Origin of the sequence: Delftia sp. 60 (assembly GCF_002754395.1) — a bacterium.
GTDB classification, from domain to species: Bacteria; Pseudomonadota; Gammaproteobacteria; order Burkholderiales; family Burkholderiaceae_C; genus Comamonas; species Comamonas acidovorans.
Genome location: NZ_PEFD01000001.1, coordinates 4,772,786 through 4,795,670, shown reverse-complemented (window position 1 = coordinate 4,795,670; position 22,885 = coordinate 4,772,786). Strand labels below are relative to the sequence as shown.

The window sequence follows — 22,885 nt, the reverse complement described above, 5'->3', positions numbered from 1 at the left end:
GGCTTTTTAATGTGCGAATCCAGATCTCAAATCCGGATCTCAAAAGGGGTCAGCTGCGATTGCGGCCTGAGGTCGGCTCGGCAGGCGCCTCATCCTTTTCGCTGCGGCGGCGGTCGCTCTGGCCCAGGACCGAAGGCGTGCCCTCCATCTTGTTGGCGCGCATGTATTCGTCCATATCCTTCCAGCCTGCAAACACCAGGGCCTTGGACGATTTGGGGTTGAGCGTGTAGCAATCCTCCAGCCCGCGCAGGGCATGGCGGCACGCCCCGCCGATGGCCTTGGCCTCGGCCTCCTTGGCGACGGTGCGGGGATCCGGTCCCAGGCCCGGAATATCATCCAGCTTGCAGCCGGCGAGCAGCGTGGGCAGCAGCAGGATGGCGAAGGTGCGGGGAAGATTAGGCATGGTCATCTTGAGGAGATTATCGGCAGGCCCTGGAAGAAGTTGAGTCCGCTTTGCACAAATGATGATCCCGGACATGCAAAAGGCCTCCCGAAGGAGGCCTTTGGTGTGCAGCAGGGAAGGTGAAGCCTTCCGCGCGCGGCATCAGTCGCGTTCGCCGCCCATGATGCCCAGCAGGGCCAGCAGGCTCTGGAACACGTTGAACAGGTCCAGGTACAGAGCCAGCGTGGCGCTGATGTAGTTGGTCTCGCCGCCGTCCATGATCTGCTTGAGGTCATAGAGCATGTAGGCGCTGAAGATGCCGATGGCCGCCACCGAGATCGCCATCATGCCGGCCGTGGAGCCGATGAAGACGTTGATGATGGAGCCCACGAACAGCACCAGCACGCCGACGAACAGGAACTTGCCCATGCCCGACAGGTCGCGCTTGATCACCGTGGCCAGCGAGGCCATGACCAGGAACACGCCGGCCGTGCCTGCAAAGGCGGTCATGATCAGCTCGGAGCCGTTCTTGAAGCCCAGGATCATGCCGATCATGCGCGACAGCATCAGGCCCATGAAGAACGTGAAGCCCAGAAGCACGGGAATGCCGGCTGCCGAGTGCTTTGTCTTCTCGATGGCGAACATGAAGCCGAAGGCTCCGCCCAGGAAGACGATGAGCCCCAGACCGCCGCTCAGCGAGCGCGTGATGCCCGTGGCCACGCCCAGCCAAGCGCCCAGCACGGTGGGGAGAAGACTCAGGGCCAGCAGCCAGTAGGTGTTGCGCAATACGCGATTGCGCTCTTGCTGCGAGACACCGTAGCCCGCAGAGCCCAGTGTGGTGACTTGATCATTCATGTGGCCAGTCCTCCGAAGGAGTGTTGTTGCGACTTGCCCATTCTAGGTGGCGGCTTGCGCGCGACTTGCAATACCCCGAGCCGCCGCCATGGTTTGGTTTCGAATGTTTTGTTCTGCGCATGCATTGTCAGTCCTCATACGATTGCTATGCTTATAGGACATTTGTGATGGAATGGATAATTGGAATCTTATGAAGACCAAGCATGAACTCGAACTGGCCGACGTGAAGGCCATTGCCGCCGCCGCAGAAGCCGAGGCGCTGAAGAACAAGTGGGCCGTGACCATTGCCATCGTCGATGACGGCGGCCACCTGCTGTGGCTGCAGCGCCTGGATGGCGCCGCCGCCGTGTCGGCCCACATCGCTCCGTCCAAGGCCCGCTCGGCGGCCCTGGGCCGCCGCGATACCAAGGGCTATGAAGACATGATCAACAACGGCCGCACGGCCTTCCTTAGCGCGCCCACGCTGGACGGCTTGCTCGAAGGTGGCGTGGCCATCATGAAGGACGGCCAATGCCTGGGCGCCGTGGGCGTCAGCGGCGTCAAGGCCAGCGAGGATGCGCAGGTTGCCAGCGCCGGCATTGCTGCTCTGGGCCTGTAATAGCCCCTGGTGCACCCATGCTGCATGAATCGGTCCCTGGGGACTGATCCATGCAACCAAGAAAAAGCCCCTGTGCCGATGGACAGGGGCTTTTTCTTTGGTCAATCTGCGCTGCAGCGCGGGGAAAAAATGCTTGGCTACGCAAAATCCGGAGATTTTGTTGGCTGGCTAATCGACCTCTGAGACTGGAAGCCCCAAGGTCGCCCCACGATGAAACGAAGAAGCCGCCGGTCGGGCATCCGACGACGGCTGGAATCTTGCTTATTTAGTCAGGATGAGCTTGCCCAGCTTGGTGGCCTGCAGGCGGTAGGGCGTGCCGTTGTGCACGATGGTCACAGCCTTTTGTCCATTGAGCAGCAAGGTGCTGTCGAGTCCGCTGGCGGCCCCGGTCAGGGCTGCAGATGCTGCGGCCTGCAGCGCTGCAAAGGCCTGGGCGTTGGAGTTGCCGGACAGATGCGAGGTGGCGGCGGAAGTGGCAGACATGCAGGGAATTCCTCAAAAATTGGAAAGTTTTGTGAATGATAACAATTCTCAATTGAAAATCAAGTGAGACTTACTCGCATTGTGGTTTCTGGGACCAGTCCTATCCCTGCGACCCGATGCACTGCCAACGCGAAGAGAATGAAAAACGGCCCCGAAGGGCCGTTGTCGTTGATCGCCATGCAAGGAATGCCTGCCACGGCCTACTTGGCCGGGTCCGTCACGAAGCCGATCTTGCGCACGCCTGCACGCTGTGCGGCGGCCATGGCCTGGGCCACGCGCTCGTAGCGGACTTCCTTGTCACCCTGGATATGCAGGTCAGGTTGCGGCTCCTTGGCCGCCTCGGCCTTGAGGTTCTCCTCGAACTGCGTATCGCTGACGGCAACGCCATTCCAGTGGTACTGGCCATCGGCGGAGACGGCCAGGCGCACGGTGGCGGGCTTGACGTCCTCGGGCTGGTTGGTGGCGCGGGGCAGGTCCACGTTCACCGAATGCTTCATCACCGGCACGGTGATGATGAAGATGATCAGGAGCACCAGCATGACGTCGACCAGCGGCGTCATGTTGATCTCGTTCATCACCTCTTCGCCGTCATCGTCCATTGTTCCGAATGCCATGGCTTACGCGCCTTTCTTCAGCGGCAGCACGTTGCCGGCTTCCTTGCCGTCGATGGACACGCGGGCGCCGGTCACGAAGTAGGCGTGCATGTCGTGGGCAAAGCTGTTGAGGGCGTTGAGGATGGACTTGTTGCCACGCACCACGGCGTTGTAGCCGAGCACGGCGGGGATCGCCACGGCCAGGCCCAGGGCGGTCATGATCAGCGCTTCACCGATGGGGCCCGCGACCTTGTCGATCGAGGACTGGCCGGACAGGCCGATGGCGACCAGCGCGTGGTAGATGCCCCAGACGGTGCCGAACAGGCCGATGAAGGGAGCGGTCGAGCCCACGGAAGCCAGAATGGCCAGGCCCGATTGCAGGCGGGCGGTGAACTCGCTGATGCCGTTGCGCATGCAGCGGGTCACCCAGTCGCTGATGTCCAGCGTGTCATGCAGGTGGGCGCTGGTCTTGCGGTGGTGGGCAGTGGCTTCGCGGCCTTCGAGCACCAGGTAGCGGAAGGGGTTGGAGCGGTCATCGCCCAGCTTTTCCAGGCCGCTGGCCAGGTCGGGGCTGTGCCAGAAGTCCTGGGCGTTGCGCGCCAGCTTCTTGAACTTCACGATGTCCAGGGCCTTGATGATCATCACGAGCCAAGAGGCCACCGACATGGCCAGCAGGATGATGGCGACGGCACGGGTGACGAAGTCTCCCTGCGTCCAGACGTGGGCAATGCCGAATTGGGAATCCATGGATACTCCTGAGAATCAATTGAGGGTGAATTTGACCGGGACGGTGACCCACATGGGGGTTGGCGTGCCGTTGCTCTTGCCGGGGACGAATTTCCAGTTCTTGACGCCGTCCACGGCCTGCTGGTCCAGACGGTCGTAGCCGCTGGATTTGCTGACCTCGATCTTTTGAGGCAGGCCTTGCGCGTCCACGAAGATGCGCAGCGTGACCGTTCCCTGTTCCCCCATGCGTCTGCTGATGGCGGGGTAGTTGGGGGCCGGGTTGTTGAGGTAGGCCGCGTTGTTGGACGGCAATTCGATCTTGGGCGGAGCCGGTGGTGCCGGGGGCGCGGGAGGCGCTGGCGGTGCAGGAGGGGCGGGCGGTGCCGGCGGTGCTTCCACCACGGGCTTGGGCTCGTCGTCCAGCGTGCCGCGCGGCGCCGCAGGTGCAGGCTTGGGGTCAGCAATGGCCTTGGGCAGCGGCGGTGCCTTCTTCACGACCGGCTGGGGTTTGGGAGGTGGTGGCGGAGGAGGGGGTTTGGGTGCCTCGGGCTCGGGAGCGGGTGGCGAAATGAATTCCGCAATCACCTGGGCTGGCACGATGACCTCTTCGGGTGCGCGCTGGAGCAGTCCATGCTGCATCGCCCAAAGGGTTGCTGCATGCAAGACCACGACCGAACCCGCGATGGCCACGTTACGGCCAAGGCCCCCGGGGGGCCAAAACGATCAGACTGGGACATAGAGACAGAAGGAGCGGTCAGCGTATGGGAGCCGGGTGCTGTCGCTCGGAAGACGGAGTATCAGCTGCGCAGAATCCACCAGGTGCATGTAACGACGAGGATCAGGCTGCCGACAAGTGCTGAGAGGAGGACCATGCTTTGCTCTCCAGAATGTTGTTGGCAAGCTGGACGGTCTGGGCCGCGACCTCGTTGTGGATGGCCGCCACGGGCTGGCTGGCGCAGCATTGCGCCACCACATCCCGGGCGCAGCTCTCGCAGCGGCCGCACTGCATGGCGATACCCAATTCGAATTGGATCTCGTCAAAGCTCATGCCCGCATGAGCGTGGCGTGCGATCTCACGGTCGGAAACCCGGCGGCATACACAGACGATCATGGCTACAGGCAGTAGTGGCTGGCTATTGATAGGATGAAAAATTATAAATGAGAATTCATCGCATTTGCAATTCTTGGTTGTCTGTAGGGCTGTATGGCGCTCGGCTTTACTCGGTATCCAGTAGTTCCACAGTGGCCTGGGCAAGGGTGGCACACCCTGTCAGCGCCATGGCGATCTCCAGTTCATCGCGCAGCAACCTGAGCACATGGGCCACGCCGGCGGCGCCCGCATTGGCCAGCCCCCAGAGTACGGGGCGGCCTATCAGAACCGCCGTCGCACCGAGGGCGATCGCCTTGAGCACGTCTGTGCCGCGCCGTATGCCCCCGTCGGCCAGCAAGGGGAGCTCGTGGCCCGCGCCGCGCACGGCCCTGGCCACACGGGCTAGGGCTGTTGCCGTGGCCGGTGCGGTGTCCAGCGTGCGCCCTCCATGGTTGGAGACGATGATGCCCGCTACTCCCAGTCTCGCGGCCTGCAGCGCATCGGCCGGGTGGAGCACGCCCTTGAGCAGCAGCGGCAGCCGTGTCTGCTGCTGCAGCCACGCGACGTCATCCCAGGTGGGTGCATGGTGCAAAAGGCCGTCGAACAGGGGGCTCTGGCCTGGTGCGAGTTGCATGGCTGCAAGTGGCGCCATCCCCTGCAGATTGACGGCAGACACTCCCGGCGGAAGACAAAAGCGCGCGCGGCGTTCACGGTCCCGCACACCGCTGGTGGGCGCGTCCACGGTCAGCACCAGCGCTTCGTAGCCTGCGGCCTCTGCGCGCTTGATCAGTTGCGTGGTGAAGCCGCGGTCATGCTGCAGATAGAGTTGGAACCACAAAGGGCCATGGCCAGGCGTGAGCCGTGCTGCCTGTGCCACTGTCTCCAGCGGCAGGCTGGCCTGTGTGCTGAGCACCATGCCCGCCCCCAGCGCCGCTGCGGCATAGGCCGTTGCAAGCTCTGCGTCCGCATGGGCCATGCGCTGGAAGGCCATGGGGGCCACCAGCAGCGGGCAGGCCAGCTCCCTGCCCAGCAACTGCAGCCGGGTATGGCCGCCTGCAAGGGGGCGGAGCACGCGCGGCCACAGTGTCAGCGCGTCCCAGGCGCTGCGGTTGGCCGCAAGACTGCACTCATCGGCCGCGCCGCCCGAGAAATAGGCCCAGGCGTTGTCGTCCATCCGCTGCCGCGCATGCGCCTCGTGGTCGGCCAGATTGATGATGCCGTCGGGAACGGCTTGCAGCGCGGGCACTTGACTCATGGCATTGGAATGTTGTCGGTGTGCAGCATCTCCGGCAAGAAGAGGAGATGGCATCCCGGAAAAAAGAAAAGCCGGCCCAGGGGCCGGCTTTCATCCGTCGTGGCGCAGGCCCGAGGATTACTTGACGTGCTTGCCGATCAGGCCAGCCATCTCGAACATCGAGACTTGGGGCTTGCCGAACACTTCCTTGAGCTTCGCGTCGGCGTTGATCATGCGCTTGTTGGCAGCGTCTTGCAGCTTGTTGGCCTTGATGTAGACCCACAGCTTGCTGATGATCTCGGTGCGGGGCAGGGGAGTGGAACCCACCACGGCAGCCAGAGCGGGGCTGGGGGTGAGGGGTTTCATGAAGGCGGCGTTGGGAGTGCGCTTCTTTGCGGGAGCTGCCGGAGCAGCCGTTGCCTTCTTTGCAGTTGCCATGTTGCTTGTTCCTAGTATGGAGTGGATTCTTTACCAGCGAAAAACCGTCGCTATCCACTGGCAGGCTGATGCTAATGGGAAAAAAACGCTCTTCCAAGCTTACCCGTCAAATTTTTGCCTCGATTTGTTGCTGTGGCGCTGTTTTTTGAGGAGTTTTTGCATTCTGGCTCGCTTTCGAGGGCCGCACTGGCAGGTTGGCCGTCGGCGGCAGCGTTTTCAGAAGGGGCTGGCACCGCTCGCGGAAGGGTGTTGTGCAAGGCGTTTTCTGCCCGGCCAGGTGGCCACGAGAATGCCCAGCAGGGCGATCGCAAAGGCCAGCGCCTGCATGGATGTGACCCGTTCGCCCAGCACGCACATGCCGACCACGGCAGCGCTGATCGGCAGCAGTACCGTAAAGGTGCCGGCCTGGGAGGCTGGCACGTTGCGCAAGCCTGTCATCCACAACCACACGGTCCACACGCAGGCGGCAAGGGCGTAGAACAGCAACAGACCCCAGATGCTCCATGCCACGCTGCCGAAGTCGAAGCGCCACGCCAGGTACAGCCCGAAGGGTGTAGACAGCGCAAATCCCCAGAGATTGACGATGGATGTGATGCGCTTGGGCCCCAGGGACGTGGTCAGGCGCTTGCCGATGACGGCGTAGAACGCCTCGCAAAGCACGGCGCCGACCAGCAGCATCTGCCCCAGCCACGCCTGCGGTGAGGCTGATGCTGCCGAGGCGGCGCCAGCGTCCGGACGGGACAGTGCATACAGGCCGATGCCCGCCACGGCCAGCGCAATGGCCAGCCAGGTGCGCGCAGCCACGCGCTCGCGCAGAAACAGCCAGCTCATCAAGGCCACGGCAGCAGGGATGGCAGCCATGGTGACGCCGGCCGTGACGGCGCTTGTCAGGCTCACGCCAGTCACCATGCAGATGGTGAAGAGAAAGTTGCCGAACAGCGACTCAAGAAACAGCAGGCCCTGCGTGCGTCGAGACAGGGGGGCCTCGTCAGCCGGCTTGCGCAGCCAGCGCAGCATGGCGATGGCCCCGATGCCAAAGCGCAGCCAGGCCAGCAGCAGCACCGGAAAAATGGCCGCCAGAGGCTTGGAGAGGGCGACATAGCTGCCGACCAGGGACATGCTCAGCGCCAGGCAGGCATAGGCAGATCTGCGATGGGAGGTGTTCACGGCAAGTGCTGGTTTGAGAGGCGGGAGCGCCGCCTGAACGCGCGATGGTACCTGTGAGCGCGTCCGGTGTGCGTGACATGTGCCTGTCGCGGACGCTTGCCATGCTGTGGTGACTTTTCATGGCATGGAATTCATGTTTTGCATTGTGAAATATTGAAATGCTGCATTGCGCCAATTTTTCTCAATACGAGAAATGTGATTTCATATTGAAAAATATGAAAATAACTCGTTGATTTATATGATAAAAAATTTAGTCTTGTATAAGACACAAGATGTTGATGAGGTCTTCTATAAGACTTAAATTTGATCCCAAGGCCGACGCAAGAAAGCCGCTTGTTTCAACCACCTCCCAGGAGAGCAACATGCCCCAATCCCTGACCCAGCAACTGAGCCGTGAACAGCAGATTTCCGCCCTTGAGAAAGACTGGGCGCAGAACCCCCGTTGGAAGGGCGTCAAGCGCGGCTACAGCGCCGCCGACGTGGTGCGCCTGCGCGGCAGCCTGCAGCCCGAATACACACTGGCCCAGCGTGGCGCGGAACTGCTCTGGGACAGGATCAACGGCGGTGCCAAGAAGGGCTACGTGAATGCCTTTGGCGCCATCTCCGCAGGCCAGGCCATGCAACAGGCCAAGGCTGGCCTGGAAGCGGTGTACCTGTCGGGCTGGCAGGTGGCTGCCGATGGCAACACCAGCGAAACCATGTACCCCGACCAGTCGCTGTACGCCTATGACTCGGTGCCCACCATGGTGCGCCGCATCAACAACACCTTCAAGCGTGCCGACGAAATCCAGTGGGGCCGTGGCATCAACCCCGGCGACAAGGAATTCATCGACTACTTCCTGCCTATCGTCGCCGATGCGGAAGCCGGTTTTGGCGGCGTGCTCAACGCTTTCGAACTGATGAAGAACATGATTGCCGCTGGCGCAGCCGGCGTGCACTTCGAGGACCAACTGGCTGCCGTGAAGAAGTGCGGCCACATGGGTGGCAAGGTTCTGGTGCCCACCCAGGAAGCCGTCGAGAAGCTGATCTCCGCCCGCTTTGCCGCTGACGTTATGGGCGTGCCTACCATCGTGCTGGCCCGCACCGATGCTGAAGCCGCCAACCTGATCACCTCAGATCACGACGCCAACGACAAGCCGTTCCTGACCGGCGAGCGCACACAGGAAGGCTTCTACCGTGTCCGCAATGGCATGGAGCAGTCCATCAGCCGCGGTGTGGCCTATGCGCCCTATGCCGACCTGGTGTGGTGCGAAACCGGCGTGCCCGACATCGGCTTTGCCCGCGAGTTCGCCCAGGCCGTGCATGCCGCCTGCCCAGGCAAGCTGCTGAGCTACAACTGCTCGCCTTCGTTCAACTGGAAGAAGAACCTCAACGACAGCCAGATCGCCTCCTTCCAGGAAGACCTGTCTGCTCTGGGCTACAAGTTCCAGTTCATCACGCTGGCCGGCATTCACATCAACTGGTTCAACACGTTCAAGTTTGCCCACGCCTACGCCAACGGCGAAGGCATGAAGCACTACGTGAACATGGTTCAGGAGCCCGAATTCGCAGCCCGCGAACAAGGCTACACCTTCGTGTCGCACCAGCAGGAAGTGGGTGCAGGCTACTTCGACGACGTGACCACGGTGATCCAGGGTGGCTCGTCCAGCGTGAAGGCACTGACCGGCTCCACGGAAGAGGAGCAATTCCACTGAAGCGCGGCTTCGGTGAGTGCAACTTCAGGTAGATAGGGGTGAGAAAGCGTCCGGAGCCTTGTGCTTCGGGCGCTTTTTCTTTGCTGGGGTTAAAATGGCGGAAGTTTTCAATTGACAACAACTGACAAGGGCGAGAAAGGCATCATGGTTATGACACCGCGAACTACATCGGAGATGTACACCGGCCGCTAGCGGCTGGCGGTTCGCGCCTGCACGAGATTCACTCGACCCCAAGAAAGCGCGGACCTGGCTCCGCGCTTTTTGCTTTTGGGGGATGCGCGCCCCCTGAGAAATATTTTAGGAATCCCATGATCCACATTACGCTTCCCGATGGTTCGCAACGTGAGTACCCCGGCCCGGTCACCGTGGCCGAAGTGGCCGCATCCATAGGCACGGGCCTTGCCAAAGCGGCACTGGCCGGCAAGGTGGGGGCTGGCGATGACGCCAAGGTGGTGGACACCAGCTTCGTCATCGACAAGGACATGCCCTTGTCCATCGTGACGGCCAAGGACCCCGATGGCCTGGAGGTGATCCGCCATTCCACGGCCCACTTGCTGGCCTATGCCGTCAAGGAACTGTTCCCGGAGGCCCAGGTCACCATCGGTCCCGTGATCGAGAACGGCTTCTACTACGACTTCTCGTACAAGCGCCCCTTCACGCCCGAGGACCTGGTCGCCATCGAAAAGCGCATGGCCGAACTGGCCGCCAAGGACGAGCCCGTGGTGCGCCGCGTGCTGCCGCGCGACGAGGCCGTTGCGTATTTCAAGGGCATCGGCGAGAACTACAAGGCCGAGATCATCGCCAGCATCCCCTCCAATGAGGATGTGAGCCTGTACCGCGAAGGCAGCTTCGAGGATCTGTGCCGCGGCCCGCACGTGCCCAGCACCGGCAAGCTCAAGTTCTTCAAGCTGATGAAGGTGGCTGGCGCCTACTGGCGTGGCGACCATCGCAACGAGATGCTGCAGCGCGTGTACGGCACGGCCTGGGCATCGAAGGACGACCTGCAGCAGTACCTGCACATGCTGGAGGAGGCTGAAAAGCGCGACCACCGCAAGCTGGGCCGCGAACTGGACCTGTTCCACATTGACGAGCATTCGCCGGGCACCGTGTTCTGGCACCCGAAGGGCTGGTCCCTGTGGCAAGAGGTCGAGCAGTACATGCGCCGCGTGTACCGCGACAACGGCTACCAGGAGGTCAAGGGTCCGCAGATCCTGGACAAGACCCTGTGGGAGAAGACCGGCCACTGGGACAAGTACCGCGAGAACATGTTCACGACCGAGTCGGAAAAGCGCGACTACGCGCTCAAGCCGATGAACTGCCCCGGCCACATCCTGATCTTCAAGCAGGGCATCAAGAGCTACCGCGACCTGCCGCTGCGCTACGGCGAATTCGGCCAGTGCCACCGCAACGAGCCCACGGGCGGCCTGCACGGCATCATGCGCGTGCGCGGCTTCACGCAGGATGACGGCCACGTCTTCTGTACCGAAGACCAGATCCAGCCCGAAGTGCTGGCCTTCACCACGCTGCTGCAAAAGGTCTACGCGGACTTCGGTTTCAGCGACATCATCTACAAGGTCGCCACGCGCCCCGAGGCGCGCATCGGCTCCGATGAGAGCTGGGACAAGGCAGAAGCTGCGCTGATCAACAGCCTGGAGGCTTCGGGCTGCGAGTACGTGATCTCGCCCGGCGATGGCGCGTTCTACGGCCCCAAGATCGAGTACACGCTCAAGGACGCCATCGGCCGCCAGTGGCAGTGCGGAACCATCCAGGTGGATTTCTCCATGCCCGAGCGCCTGGATGCGGAGTACGTGGGCGAGGATGGCGACCGCCATCGCCCCGTGATGCTGCACCGTGCCATCGTTGGCAGCCTGGAGCGTTTCATCGGCATTCTCATCGAGCAGCACGCTGGCGCCATGCCGACGTGGCTGGCTCCCGTGCAGGCCGCCGTGCTCAATATCACCGATGCGCAGGCGGACTATGTGCGGGAAGTCGCACAAAAGCTGCAAAAAGCATTTCCGAATCAAGGCCTTAGGGTGGCGACAGATCTGCGCAACGAAAAGATTACGTATAAAATACGGGAGCATTCGTTGCAAAAGCTGCCTTACATCCTTGTTGCTGGCGACAAGGAGAAGGCTGCTGGTGCAGTGGCAGTGCGCGCACGGGGCAACAAGGACCTCGGTGTGATGTCGGTCGATGCGTTCATTGAACTCGTGGCCAAGGACATCGCGGCGAAGGCCTGATGGAGCATCTCCAAAGGCGGTAGCCGCTTGCGTGTACTGCACACAAGCGGCTACGCTGTTGTAGCAACTTAAATCCAAGGGTGAGAACCATAGCTACTGAATTTCGTGATCGGCGCCACCGTGAAGAGCGCAAGCATCGTCTCAACCGTGAAATCATGGCGCCTGAAGTGCGTCTGTCCGGCCCGGAGAACGAGCCGCTGGGCATCGTGCCTCTGCAGGAAGCGCTGCGCATGGCGGGCGAACTGGACGTGGACCTGGTGGAAATCGCCGCCACTGCCACTCCGCCTGTCTGCCGGTTGATGGACTATGGCAAGTTCAAGTACCTTGAACAGAAGAAGGCTGCCGAAGCCAAGGCCAAGCAGACCGTCATCGAAATCAAGGAAGTGAAATTCCGCCCTGGTACCGACGACGGCGACTACAACATCAAGCTGCGCAACATCCGCCGTTTCCTGGCCGATGGTGACAAGTGCAAGATCACGCTGCGGTTCCGCGGCCGTGAAATCACGCACCAGCAGATTGGTCTGGACCTGCTGAACCGTCTGCGTGACGATCTGGCGGATTCCATCCAGGTGGAGCAGTTCCCCAAGCTGGAAGGCCGCCAGATGGTGATGATGATCGCCCCTGCGCGCAAGAAGCCCACAGCTGGCGGCAAGCCGGCAGAAGTTTCTGCTGCACCTGCGGTGGCTGATAAGGCATAATCGCGGTTTCGCCCTTCGTTGAGGGGCGACAGAATTTGCAGGCCGTGCGCGAGTTGATTGCGCGGGGCGTGCGATGCAAGGGACATGGTTTCCATGTCCCTTGTTCTTGCCGGCCTCCGGGCTGGCACAGAAGTGTCTCGGGGCCAGCAAGTGCGCGCAGTGTTGCGAGCCGCCTCACGAGCACAAACAACAGGAGCATTCAAATGCCCAAAATGAAGACCAAGAGCAGCGCGAAGAAGCGTTTTCGCGTTCGTCCCGGTGGCACCGTCAAGCGCGGTCAAGCCTTCAAGCGTCACATCTTGACCAAGAAGACCACCAAGAACAAGCGTCACCTGCGTGGTGCAGTGTCTGTGCATGAGACCAACATGGGCTCTATCGCACAAATGCTGCCGATGGCTGGCCTGTAATTCACTGACGAACAAGGAGAAAACACATGCCTCGCGTCAAACGTGGTGTAACGGCCCGCGCCCGTCACAAAAAAGTTCTGGCCCTTTCCAAGGGTTTCCGCGGCCGCCGCGGCAATGTCTTCCGCATCGCCAAGCAGGCGGTGATGAAGGCTGGGCAATATGCCTACCGTGACCGCCGTGCCAAGAAGCGCGTGTTCCGCCGTCTGTGGATCGCCCGTATCAACGCCGCTGCACGTGAACTGGGCCTGACCTACAGCCAGTTCGCCAACGGCCTGAAGAAGGCAGCCATCGAGATCGACCGCAAGATGCTGGCCGATATCGCGGTGCACGACAAGGCTGCGTTTAGCAGCATCGTTGATCAAGTCAAGGCCAAGCTGGCTGCTTGAGATAACGGTCTGCGGCCATCCTCGTGATGGTCTGCAGCGCAAACAGCAAGGGCTAGGGCTTGAAAAGGCTGCTAGCCCTTGTTTCTTTTCACAGTCGATAAAGAGTCGATATGAACGAGTTGGATTCTCTGGTCGAGAGCGCGCAGCAGCTGTTCGCGCAGGCACAAACCCCCGCTGATCTGGAAAACGCCAAGGCGCAGTTTCTGGGCAAGTCGGGCAAGGTGACCGAGCTCATGAAGGGCATGGCGCAGCTTTCCGTCGAAGAGAAGAAGTCGCGCGGAGCCGCCATCAACGTGGCCAAGCAAGGCATCGAGGCCGCGCTGACCGCGCGCCGCAAGGCCCTGGCCGATGCCGAACTGCAGGCCCACCTGAAGGCCGAGGTGCTGGATGTGACTTTGCCGGGCCGCCGCCGTGGCCAGGGTGGCCTGCACCCCGTGTCGCTGACGCTGGAGCGCATCGAGGGCATCTTCGGCTCCATGGGTTTCGATGTGGCTGAGGGCCCCGAGATCGAGTCCGACTGGTTCAACTTCACGGCGCTGAACACGCCGGAAGACCATCCCGCCCGTTCCATGCACGACACCTTCTACGTGGAAGGCGGCACGGAGCAGGCTCCCAATCTGCTGCGCACGCACACCAGCCCGATGCAGGTGCGCCACGCTGTGCAGCACGTCAAGAAATACCGTGAGCGGCTGGACGCCGGCCAGGGCATGCCCGAGATCCGCGTGATCGCGCCGGGCCGCACCTACCGCGTGGACAGCGATGCCACGCACTCGCCCATGTTCCACCAGTGCGAAGGCCTGTGGATCGGTGAGAACGTCAGCTTCAAGGACCTGAAGGTGGTCTTCACCGACTTCTGCAAGACCTTCTTCGAGAGCGACGACCTGGTGCTGCGCTTCCGCCCCAGCTTCTTCCCCTTCACCGAGCCCAGCGCCGAGATCGACATCCAGTTCCAGAGCGGCCCGCTGGCCGGCCGCTGGCTGGAAGTGGCCGGCTCCGGCCAGGTGCACCCCAACGTGGTGCGCAACATGGGACTGGACCCCGAAAAGTACATCGGCTTTGCCTTTGGCATGGGGCCTGACCGCCTGACCATGCTGCGCTATGGCGTCAACGATCTGCGACTGTTTTTTGACGGCGATATCCGCTTCCTGTCGCAATTCCGTTGATCCGGCTGCAAGCCTTCGCCAAAGAGTCCGCCAGCGCCACGGCGCGCGGACTGAACCAACGCCAAAGAGTCTGATATGCAATTTCCCGAATCCTGGCTGCGCGAGTTCTGCAATCCGCCGCTGACCACCCAAGAACTGGCCGACACCCTGACCATGGCCGGCCTGGAGGTGGAGGAGCTGGAGCCCGTGGCGCCGCCGTTCACCAAGATCGTCGTCGGTGAGATCAAGGCTGCCGAGCAGCATCCCAATGCCGATCGCCTGCGCGTGTGCCAGGTCGATGTGGGCGGACCCGAGCTGCTGACCATCGTCTGCGGCGCACCCAACGCGCGCGTGGGCATCCGAGTGCCCTGCGCCACGGTGGGCGCCGAGCTGCCGCCCGGTGAAGATGGCAAGCCTTTCCTGATCAAGATCGGCAAGCTGCGCGGTGTGGAGAGCTTCGGCATGCTGTGCTCGGCACGCGAGCTCAAGCTGTCCGAGGACCATGGCGGCCTGATGGAGCTGCCGCTGGACGCGCCCCTGGGCCAGAACATCCGTGAGTACCTGAATCTGGATGACACGCTGCTCACGCTCAAGCTCACGCCCAATCTGGCGCATTGCCTGAGCGTCTATGGCGTGGCGCGCGAAGTGGCTGCGCTGACCGGCGCGCCGCTCAAGCCTCGGTCGTTCACGCCTGCCGCCGTGGGCGTGCAGGACAGGCTGGCCGTGAAGATCGAGGCGCCCGACCTGTGCGGCCGCTTCTCGGGCCGCGTGGTGCGCAATGTCAACACCCAGGCGAAGACGCCGCAGTGGATGGTCGATCGCCTGGCGCGCTGCGGCCAGCGCAGCGTGGCGCCGCTGGTGGACATCTCCAACTATGTGATGTTCGAGCTGGGCCGTCCTTCGCACATCTTCGACCTGGACAAGATCCACGGCGGCCTGCAGGTGCGCTGGGGCAAGGAAGGCGAGCAGCTCAAGCTGCTCAACGGCAACACCGTCACCGTGGATGGACAGGTGGGCGTGATCGCCGATGACCGCGAAGTCGAGTCGCTGGCCGGCATCATGGGCGGCGACGCCACGGCCGTGTCCGACGACACGCGTCACATCTACATCGAGGCCGCATTCTGGTGGCCCAAGTCGATTGCCGGCCGTTCGCGCCGCTACAACTTCTCCACCGATGCGGGCCACCGCTTCGAGCGGGGTGTCGATCCCGAACTGACGGTCGAGCACATCGAGCGCATCACTGAGCTGGTGCTGCAGATCTGCGGCACGCCCGAGACCGTCTGCGGCCCCATCGACGATCAGCAGGCCAACATGCCCCAGCCCAAGCCCGTCACGCTGCGCGTGGCGCGTGCGGCCAAGGTCATCGGCATGCCGCTCACGCAGCAGCAGTGCCACGATGCGCTGGCCGGCCTGGGCCTGCCGGTGGAGCAGGGCGATGGCGTGCTCACCGTCACGCCGCCCAGCTTCCGCTTCGACATCAACATCGAGGAAGACCTGATCGAGGAAGTGGCGCGCATGGTGGGTTACGAGAACCTGCCCACGACCAAGCCGCTGGCGCCCATTGCGCCCAAGCTGCGCGCCGAAAACCGCCGCAGCCAGTTCGCCGTGCGCCGCGCGCTGGCCGATCTGGGCTACCAGGAAACCATCAACTTCAGCTTTGTGGAAGCCGCGTGGGAGAAGGATCTGGCTGGCAACGCCAATCCCATCCAGCTGCTCAACCCCATCGCAAGCCAGCTCAGCGTGATGCGCTCCAGCCTCATCGGCTCGCTCATGCAGGTGCTCAAGTTCAATGCCGACCGCAAGGCCGAGCGCGTGCGCGTGTTCGAGCTGGGCCGTGTCTTCCTCAAGGATGACAGCGTTGTTGACAGCGACACCACGGTCAAGGGCTTCTACCAGCCCATGCGCGTGGCGGGCCTGGCCTGGGGTGCTGGAGAGCAGCTGCAATGGGGCCGCGCCGAAGCCAAGGTGGACTTCTACGACGTCAAGGGCGATGTCGAGGCGCTGCTGGCGCCGCGCAAGCCCGTGTTCGAGCCGGCCGAGCATCCGGCCATGCACCCGGGCCGCTGCGCGCGCGTGCTGCTCGATGGCCAGTCCATCGGCTTCATCGGCGAGCTGCATCCCCAGTGGCGCCAGCAATGGGATCTGGCACAGGCGCCCGTGCTGTTCGAGCTGGAGCTCGATGCCGTGCTGGCGCGCGAGGTGCCGGTGTTCAAGCCCGTGGCCAAGCACCAGGCCGTGGAGCGCGACATTGCCGTGGTCGTGAACGAAAAGGCCACGCATGCCCAGCTGATGCAGGCGGTGGAAGCTGCCCAGACCGGAGGCCTGCTGCGCTCCGCCGTGCTGTTCGATGTGTTCCGCCCCAAGGCGCTCAAGGCCGGCGAGACAGCGGCACCGGGCGCGCTGGCGCAGGACGAAAAGAGCCTGGCCGTGCGCCTGACGCTGGGCAATGACGACAGCTCGCTGACCGATGTGCAGATCGAACAGGCCGTGCAGGCCGTGCTCGAGCAGCTGCAGCAACGCCTGGGCGCGCGCCTGCGCGCCTGATGGAAGGCCCATGCCGTGAAAGGAGATCCCGTGATGGAACTGACGGTGGAAAGTCTTGATTCGCCCGCGCTGACCAAGGCGCAGCTGGCGGACCTGCTGTTCGACGAGATCGGCCTGAACAAGCGCGAATCCAAGGAAATGGTGGATGCGTTCTTCGAGCTGATCTCGCAAAGCCTGGTGACGGGCGAGGATGTGAAGCTGTCGGGCTTCGGCAACTTCCAGATCCGCACCAAGGCGCCGCGTCCGGGGCGCAACCCGCGCACTGGCGAGGCCATTCCGATCGAGGCACGCCGCGTCGTGACCTTCCATGCGAGCAGCAAGCTCAAGGAGCAGATCCAGGAAGGCACGACGGGCTCCGCGTCCTGAAGGGTCGCCCCCGGGGCCCGGCTTGCCGTGGCCCAGCTGTCGTCAGCCTGTCTGCCTTGCGGTGGATGGGCTGTTTTTACGACAGGGTGCTGGCCTGCAAGCGAGCTGTGCAGTAGGCTCGGCCTTCTTCCCGGATCGGCGTCCGCGCACCAGCGGCATTGCACATCCTGACCTCATCCACATTTGCCATGGCTTCACTTCTGCCCCAGATTCCCGCCAAGCGCTACTTCACCATCGGTGAGGTCGCGGATCTGTGCGACGTCAAGCCGCATGTGCTGCGCTATTGGGAGCAGGAGTTCACGCAGCTGCGTCCCATGAAGCGGCGCGGCAACCGCCGCTACTACCAGCACCACGAAGTGCTGATGATCCGGCGCATCCGTGAGCTGCTGTACGAACAGGGCTTCACCATCAACGGCGCGCGCAACCGCCTGCGCGAAGCCGCGGGGTCTGCCGTGGTTCCCGCGCTGCAGGCCGGTGTCGTGGTGTCGGCGCCGGCTGCGGCGCCGCTGCTCGGTGGCGATGCCGCGGCCAGCGTTCCGCTGGAGCCGGAGGCCGTGCGCGAGGAGCTTTTGCAGATTCGTGCGCTGCTTTCTATTTGAGAGCAAAAAGCTGTATATAATTGAATTCTTCGGCGTGTAGCGCAGCCTGGTAGCGCACTTGCATGGGGTGCAAGGGGTCGCGAGTTCGAATCCCGCCACGCCGACCATAAATGAATACGGACCACAGCTTCTGGCTGTGGTCCGTTTTTCTTTGTGCCGTCGCCAACCGCTACCAACCGCTAACAGGTGCTTCCGTGTGCCGCCAACCCCTGAAGGGGAGCGGCCGTTGCGCAGGAATCAACCCTGAGCGCAGGTTGCAAGCAGCCATTGCCGGAAGGCTGCCAGCGCCGGCAGTGTCGCGTTCCTCTCGGGATAGACCAGGTAGTAGCTGCGCTGGCTGGGGATGACGTCTCCCACCACGTGCAGCTCACCGCGCGCTATCTCCTCTTCCACCAGCACCCGTGGCACCAGGCCCACGCCCATGCCTGCCAGCACGGCCTGTATCAGGTGTGAGGTCAGCTCGAAGCTCGGCCCTATCCGCATCTGCCGGTGATCGAGCCGATAGTGCGTGAACCACTCGCTCCAGGCCTGCCGGTTGCTGGCCACCGTGAGCAGCACCTGCTGGCCCGCCCAGTCCGGCGAGGCTGCTGCCTGCCCGGCCTGCTGCAGCGCCTGCGGGCTGGCCACCGCCACCAGAAACTCGTGGTACAGGCGATGCGCGGTCAGCCCGGGCCAGTCTCCCGTGCCCACGGTGATGGCGGCGTCTATCTCTGCGCTGTCGAAGTCGATATCGCCGATGCGCGAGTGGATGTGCATCGTCACCCCGGGCTGCGCCTGGTAGAAGCCATGCAGGTGCGGCAGCAGCCATTTGGAGCCGAAGGTGGGCAGGGTGGCCAGGTTGAGCGTGCCGCCGCCGGACTGGCGTGACATGGCCTGCAGGGTGGCGCTGCGTATGCGGCCCAGCGCGGCGCCCAGGTCGATGAAGTAGCGGCGCCCCACGTCGGTCAGGCGCACCGTGCGGCCCTCGCGGCGGAACAGGCTGATGCCCAGCTGCGCCTCCAGTGTCTGCACCTGCCGGCTGATGGCGCTCTGGCTGAGCGACAGCTCCTCGGCCGCACGCGCATAGCTTTCGTGGCGCGCGGCCGCCTCGAAGACCAGCAGCAGGGACATGGAGGGCGTCAGGCGTCGGTAATTCATGAGTTTTATGCAGTGTTTGCGGCAGCAATTTTCGTTTGTTCCAGAGGAAGAGTGTAGGGATACTTGCGGCCATGGTCGGCCTGAAATCGTGTATTGCATGCATGGGTTTTCTGGGCTGATCGCCTGCAACAAATCTCCCCACCTTGCCTTCCATGTCGATTGCCCCACTGCCCCACGCCAGCGCCCCCGTGCCTGCCCAATACCTTGAGTTTCTTGACGCGTTGAAGGCCGCCGGCTTCGAGGGCGACGTGGACACGGACCATGCCAGCCGCACCGTGCTGGCCACGGACAACTCCATCTACCAGCGCATGCCGCAGGCGGCCATCTACCCGCGTCACGCCGAGGATGTGGCCAGGGCGGCGCAGGTGCTGGCGCGGCCTGAGTTCCGCGATGTGGTGCTGACACCGCGCGGCGGCGGCACGGGCACGAACGGGCAGTCGCTCACGCATGGCGTGACCATGGACTTGTCGCGGCACATGAACGGCATCCTCGAAATCAATGCCGAGCAGCGCTGGGTGCGCGTGCAGGCAGGCGTGGTCAAGGACCAGCTCAACGCCGCGCTCAAGCCATACGGACTGTTCTTTGCCCCCGAGCTGTCCACCTCCAACCGCGCCACCATCGGCGGCATGATCAACACCGATGCCAGCGGGCAGGGCAGCTGCACCTATGGCAAGACGCGCGACCACGTGCTGGCGCTGGACTTCGTGCTGCTCGGCGGCGAGCGCCTGCACAGCGCGCCGCTGGATGCCGAGGCGCTGGAGCGCATGTGCGCCGATTCGGGCCGCATCGGCAAGGTGCACCGCACGGCGCGGCGCATCAGCGAGGATCAGGCGGAGTTGATCGAGGCCAGATTCCCCAAGCTCAACCGCTGCCTCACCGGCTATGACCTGGCCCATCTGCGCGAAGGCGACGGGCGCTTCAACCTCAACAGCGTGCTGTGCGGCGCCGAAGGCTCGCTGGGCTTCGTAGTGGAGGCGCGGCTCAACGTGCTGCCCATTCCCCGGTACTCGGTCCTGGTCAACGTGCGCTATGCGGGCTTCATGGATGCGCTGCGCGATGCGCGCGCTCTGATGGCGCACCGGCCGCTGTCCATTGAGACGGTGGATTCCAAGGTGCTGTTGCTGGCCATGAAGGACTTCGTCTGGAGCAGCGTGGCCGAGTACTTTCCGCAGGACGGCCAGCGCCCCACGCTGGGCATCAACCTGGTGGAATTCAGCGGCGACGATCCGAAGGAGGTCGATGGCCGCGTGCAGGCCTTCCTCGGCCACCTGGGCGCCGACGCCTCGGTGGAGCGGCTGGGCCACACGCTGGCGGCGGGCAATGCAGCGGTGCACCGCGTCTATGCCATGCGCAAGCGCGCCGTGGGCCTGCTGGGCAACGTGGCGGGCGAGGCGCGGCCCCAGCCCTTTGTCGAAGACACGGCCGTGCCGCCCGAGAACCTGCCCGAGTTCATTGCCGAGTTCCGCGCGCTGCTGGACAGCCACGGCCTGCAGTACGGCATGTTCGGCCACGTCGATGCCGGCGTGCTGCATGTGCGCCCCATCCTGGACATGAAGAACCCCGTGGACGCCGCCCTGGTACGCCCCATCTCCGACGCGGTGGCCGAACTCACGCAGCGCCATGGCGGCCTGCTGTGGGGCGAGCACGGCAAGGGCCTGCGCTCCGAATATGTGCCGGCCTTCTTCGGCGAGCTGTATCCCTCGCTGCAGCAGCTCAAGGCCGCCTTCGACCCGCACAACCAGCTCAACCCCGGCAAGATCGCCACGCCGCCGGCCAGCAAGACCTTGCTGCTCAAGGTGGACGGCGTCACCACGCGCGGCGAGCTGGACCGGCAGATCGACGAGCGCGTATGGCAAAGCTATGGCGCAGCCATGCACTGCAACGGCAACGGCGCCTGCTACAACTTCGACCCGGACGACGCCATGTGCCCTTCCTGGAAGGCCACGCGCCAGCGCGTGCATTCGCCCAAGGGCCGGGCCTCGCTGATGCGCGAATGGCTGCGCCTGCAGGGGCAGGCTGGCGTGAACGTGCTGGAGGTCGCGCAGCGGCCCCAGCCCTTCCTGTCCAGCCTGGCCGCGCGCTGGCGCAACAGCCGTGCGGCGCGCCGCGGCGAGGCCGATTTCTCTCACGAGGTCTATGACGCCATGGCCGGCTGCCTGGCCTGCAAGTCCTGCGCCGGGCAATGTCCCGTCAAGGTCAACGTGCCCGAATTCCGCTCGCGCTTTCTGGAGCTCTACCACCGCCGCTACCTGCGGCCCGTGCGTGACTACCTGATCGGCTCGCTGGAGTTCACCATGCCGTGGCTGGCGCGCATGCCCGCGCTCTACAACGGGGTGATGGGCTCGCCATGGATGCGCGATGTGCTGAGCCGTCGCATCGGCATGGTCGATGGCCCGCTGCTGAGCCGGCTGGACCTGGCAGCCACCTTGCGGCAATGGAAGGTGCGCGCGGCCGGTGCGCAGGCGCTGGCCGCGCTCACGCCCGAGCAGCGCGCACGCAGCGTGGTCATCGTGCAGGACAGCTTTACCCGCTACTTCGAGACCGGCCAGCTGCAGGTGCTGATCGAGCTGGCGGCGCGCCTGGGATTCCAGGTCTGGCTGGCGCCGCTGCTGCCCAATGGCAAGCCGCTGCATGTGCAGGGATTCATGGGCGCCTTTGCCAAGGCGGCCATCCGCAATGCCGCGCAGCTGGCGCAACTGGCGCAGTCCGGGGTTGCGCTGGTGGGGCTGGATCCGGCCATGACGCTGGCCTATCGGCAGGAATACCTCAAGGTGCCGGGCATGGGCGAGGTGCCGAAGGTCGCGCTGCCCCAGGAGTGGCTGCTGCAGGTGCTGCCCGAGGCGGTGACCAGTGTGGCCAGCGTGGCCTACCGGCTGCTGCCGCACTGCACTGAAAAGACCAATGCGCCCGACAGCGGCAAGCAGTGGACGCAGCTTTTCGAGCGACGGGGGCTGCGCCTGAGTGTGGAGGCCACGGGCTGCTGCGGCATGTCGGGCACCTACGGGCATGAGGCGCGCAACCTCGAAACCTCCAAGACCATCTATGCCCAGTCATGGGAGAAACAGATCGAGAGCAAGCAGAACCTGGGCGAGCCGCTGGCCACTGGCTACTCCTGCCGCAGCCAGGTCAAGCGACTGTCTGCACGCCAGCTGCGCCATCCGTTGGAGGCCTTGCTGGACCACGTGCGCGCCACGCATCAGGGGTGAGAAGATGCGGGGGCTGATCGTCGCCATTTCAGGAATTTGCAGACATTTTTGAAAAATCTCTGCGTTTTCCCTGAAGGCCTGTTTTTAGTCCCTATAATTCAATGCTTCGGCGTGTAGCGCAGCCTGGTAGCGCACTTGCATGGGGTGCAAGGGGTCGCGAGTTCGAATCCCGCCACGCCGACCAAAACGCAAAGCTCCTGACGGAAACGTCAGGAGCTTTTTGCTTTGTACGTTCGTTTTTTTGCGCGTTCGATTTTGCGCGCGATGGCGCCTTGCCGCGAAGAGCAAGGGCAAGGGCAAGGGCAAGGGCAAGTGCAAGTACAGCTTCGCCAGGCAGGTCCATCACGGATGGCGAGGGCAGCCAGCGCATGAAAAGTCCATGCACCGCGAAGATGCGCGTCCCGGTCTGGGCACGTAAAACCTGCACCTACAATGGCGTCTTTTGTAACTGACGATTTCTTCCTGGTCTCGCACATGATGGATGGACTGATTACCGGCAGACTCACCGGTACGCCCGAACACCGCAGCGACCGCAATCGGCGCCCCTTCATGGTGGCCCGCGTGCGCTCCGAGGCATCCGATGGCACCTCCATCCCGGTCAACGTGGTTGCATTCGATGCCCAGGCCTGCGAGGTGCTGCGCAATCTGATCGAAGGCGATGCCGTGGCGCTGCGTGGCAGCTTCACGCCCAAGGTCTGGATAGACCGCCAGGAGCAACCCCATCCCGTACTGGATGTCGTGGCCCACCAGGTGATGGCAACGCCCGAGTTCCAGGACCGCTGACGCCCGCGCTGCGGCGCCGGTTGTGAGCTACTGAAAAAACTGTCTAGCCGCAGTGTGCCGGTACGGCCGCCGCGCGCTGTGTTGGCGCTACAGTGTGCGCCTGTGTTTTTGACAGGT

The 22,885-nt window shown here is 63.4% G+C and carries 22 protein-coding genes, 2 tRNA genes and 1 pseudogene; 14 read left to right on the top strand and 11 right to left on the bottom strand.

Annotated features, from left to right (window positions below; translation table 11 throughout):
* Positions 1–49 precede the first annotated feature (49 nt).
* Together CLV01_RS21745 and CLV01_RS21740 are read right to left on the bottom strand one after the other, a co-directional pair.
* Complete coding sequence (locus CLV01_RS21745) at positions 50–478, bottom strand: hypothetical protein (protein WP_099733223.1); 429 nt, start codon at positions 476–478, stop codon at positions 50–52.
* Positions 479–544: 66 nt separating this feature from the next.
* Positions 545–1,237: a Bax inhibitor-1/YccA family protein gene (locus CLV01_RS21740; protein WP_012206426.1), complete on the bottom strand. Its 693-nt coding sequence runs from the start codon at positions 1,235–1,237 to the stop codon at positions 545–547.
* Between the two features lie 190 nt (positions 1,238–1,427).
* Between CLV01_RS21740 and CLV01_RS21735 the strand changes: the two genes are divergently transcribed.
* Positions 1,428–1,835, top strand: coding sequence for a GlcG/HbpS family heme-binding protein (locus CLV01_RS21735; RefSeq protein WP_063325750.1), 408 nt, complete (start codon positions 1,428–1,430; stop codon positions 1,833–1,835).
* Between the two features lie 261 nt (positions 1,836–2,096).
* On the opposite strand, the gene hemP is transcribed toward CLV01_RS21735, so the two are convergent.
* From hemP to CLV01_RS21695, 8 genes and pseudogenes are all read right to left on the bottom strand, one after another.
* Complete coding sequence (gene hemP / locus CLV01_RS21730) at positions 2,097–2,318, bottom strand: hemin uptake protein HemP (RefSeq protein ID WP_012206424.1); 222 nt, start codon at positions 2,316–2,318, stop codon at positions 2,097–2,099.
* Positions 2,319–2,518: 200 nt separating this feature from the next.
* Positions 2,519–2,932 carry an ExbD/TolR family protein gene (locus tag CLV01_RS21725; protein WP_013801671.1) on the bottom strand — a complete coding sequence of 138 codons (414 nt, stop codon included), beginning with the start codon at positions 2,930–2,932 and terminating at the stop codon, positions 2,519–2,521.
* Between the two features lie 3 nt (positions 2,933–2,935).
* Positions 2,936–3,658: a MotA/TolQ/ExbB proton channel family protein gene (locus CLV01_RS21720; RefSeq protein ID WP_012206422.1), complete on the bottom strand. Its 723-nt coding sequence runs from the start codon at positions 3,656–3,658 to the stop codon at positions 2,936–2,938.
* A 15-nt stretch (positions 3,659–3,673) separates the two neighbouring features.
* Positions 3,674–4,374, bottom strand: a pseudogene (locus tag CLV01_RS21715) (energy transducer TonB).
* 101 nt (positions 4,375–4,475) lie between these two features.
* Positions 4,476–4,748, bottom strand: coding sequence for a (2Fe-2S)-binding protein (locus CLV01_RS21710; protein WP_012206420.1), 273 nt, complete (start codon positions 4,746–4,748; stop codon positions 4,476–4,478).
* Positions 4,749–4,854: 106 nt separating this feature from the next.
* Positions 4,855–5,982, bottom strand: a complete 1,128-nt coding sequence (locus tag CLV01_RS21705) for an alpha-hydroxy acid oxidase (protein ID WP_099733224.1) — start codon at positions 5,980–5,982, stop codon at positions 4,855–4,857.
* 117 nt (positions 5,983–6,099) lie between these two features.
* Positions 6,100–6,399, bottom strand: coding sequence for an SWIB/MDM2 domain-containing protein (locus CLV01_RS21700; protein ID WP_012206418.1), 300 nt, complete (start codon positions 6,397–6,399; stop codon positions 6,100–6,102).
* A 216-nt stretch (positions 6,400–6,615) separates the two neighbouring features.
* Positions 6,616–7,566: a DMT family transporter gene (locus CLV01_RS21695; RefSeq protein ID WP_071956350.1), complete on the bottom strand. Its 951-nt coding sequence runs from the start codon at positions 7,564–7,566 to the stop codon at positions 6,616–6,618.
* 362 nt (positions 7,567–7,928) lie between these two features.
* On the opposite strand from CLV01_RS21695, the gene aceA reads away from it, so the two are divergent.
* The 10 genes from aceA (at position 7,929) to CLV01_RS21645 (ending at position 17,749) form a co-directional block, all read left to right on the top strand.
* On the top strand, positions 7,929–9,260 hold the full coding sequence (aceA, locus tag CLV01_RS21690) for an isocitrate lyase (RefSeq protein WP_013801675.1): 1,332 nt from the start codon (positions 7,929–7,931) through the stop codon (positions 9,258–9,260).
* Between the two features lie 308 nt (positions 9,261–9,568).
* Positions 9,569–11,500: a threonine--tRNA ligase gene (gene thrS, locus CLV01_RS21685; protein WP_099733225.1), complete on the top strand. Its 1,932-nt coding sequence runs from the start codon at positions 9,569–9,571 to the stop codon at positions 11,498–11,500.
* A gap of 80 nt (positions 11,501–11,580) precedes the next feature.
* Positions 11,581–12,198, top strand: coding sequence for a translation initiation factor IF-3 (gene infC, locus CLV01_RS21680; protein ID WP_012206414.1), 618 nt, complete (start codon positions 11,581–11,583; stop codon positions 12,196–12,198).
* A gap of 203 nt (positions 12,199–12,401) precedes the next feature.
* Entirely contained in the window at positions 12,402–12,605 is a 204-nt protein-coding gene (rpmI, locus tag CLV01_RS21675; RefSeq protein WP_012206413.1) for a 50S ribosomal protein L35, read from the top strand.
* 26 nt (positions 12,606–12,631) lie between these two features.
* Positions 12,632–12,991, top strand: coding sequence for a 50S ribosomal protein L20 (rplT, locus tag CLV01_RS21670; RefSeq protein WP_012206412.1), 360 nt, complete (start codon positions 12,632–12,634; stop codon positions 12,989–12,991).
* A 110-nt stretch (positions 12,992–13,101) separates the two neighbouring features.
* Entirely contained in the window at positions 13,102–14,154 is a 1,053-nt protein-coding gene (gene pheS / locus CLV01_RS21665; protein ID WP_012206411.1) for a phenylalanine--tRNA ligase subunit alpha, read from the top strand.
* 75 nt (positions 14,155–14,229) lie between these two features.
* Entirely contained in the window at positions 14,230–16,677 is a 2,448-nt protein-coding gene (gene pheT, locus CLV01_RS21660; protein WP_099733226.1) for a phenylalanine--tRNA ligase subunit beta, read from the top strand.
* A 33-nt stretch (positions 16,678–16,710) separates the two neighbouring features.
* Positions 16,711–17,043, top strand: coding sequence for an integration host factor subunit alpha (locus CLV01_RS21655; RefSeq protein WP_012206409.1), 333 nt, complete (start codon positions 16,711–16,713; stop codon positions 17,041–17,043).
* A 188-nt stretch (positions 17,044–17,231) separates the two neighbouring features.
* Positions 17,232–17,642: a MerR family transcriptional regulator gene (locus CLV01_RS21650; RefSeq protein WP_099735078.1), complete on the top strand. Its 411-nt coding sequence runs from the start codon at positions 17,232–17,234 to the stop codon at positions 17,640–17,642.
* A gap of 30 nt (positions 17,643–17,672) precedes the next feature.
* Positions 17,673–17,749, top strand: a tRNA-Pro gene (locus tag CLV01_RS21645).
* A 130-nt stretch (positions 17,750–17,879) separates the two neighbouring features.
* Here the strand turns inward: CLV01_RS21645 and CLV01_RS21640 are convergent.
* Complete coding sequence (locus CLV01_RS21640; RefSeq protein ID WP_099733227.1) at positions 17,880–18,878, bottom strand: LysR substrate-binding domain-containing protein; 999 nt, start codon at positions 18,876–18,878, stop codon at positions 17,880–17,882.
* 53 nt (positions 18,879–18,931) lie between these two features.
* On the opposite strand from CLV01_RS21640, the gene ydiJ reads away from it, so the two are divergent.
* From ydiJ to CLV01_RS21625, 3 genes are all read left to right on the top strand, one after another.
* Positions 18,932–21,985: a D-2-hydroxyglutarate dehydrogenase YdiJ gene (gene ydiJ / locus CLV01_RS21635; RefSeq protein ID WP_099733228.1), complete on the top strand. Its 3,054-nt coding sequence runs from the start codon at positions 18,932–18,934 to the stop codon at positions 21,983–21,985.
* Positions 21,986–22,092: 107 nt separating this feature from the next.
* Positions 22,093–22,169, top strand: a tRNA-Pro gene (locus CLV01_RS21630).
* 248 nt (positions 22,170–22,417) lie between these two features.
* On the top strand, positions 22,418–22,768 hold the full coding sequence (locus tag CLV01_RS21625; RefSeq protein ID WP_012206405.1) for a single-stranded DNA-binding protein: 351 nt from the start codon (positions 22,418–22,420) through the stop codon (positions 22,766–22,768).
* The last annotated feature ends 117 nt before the right edge of the window (positions 22,769–22,885 follow it).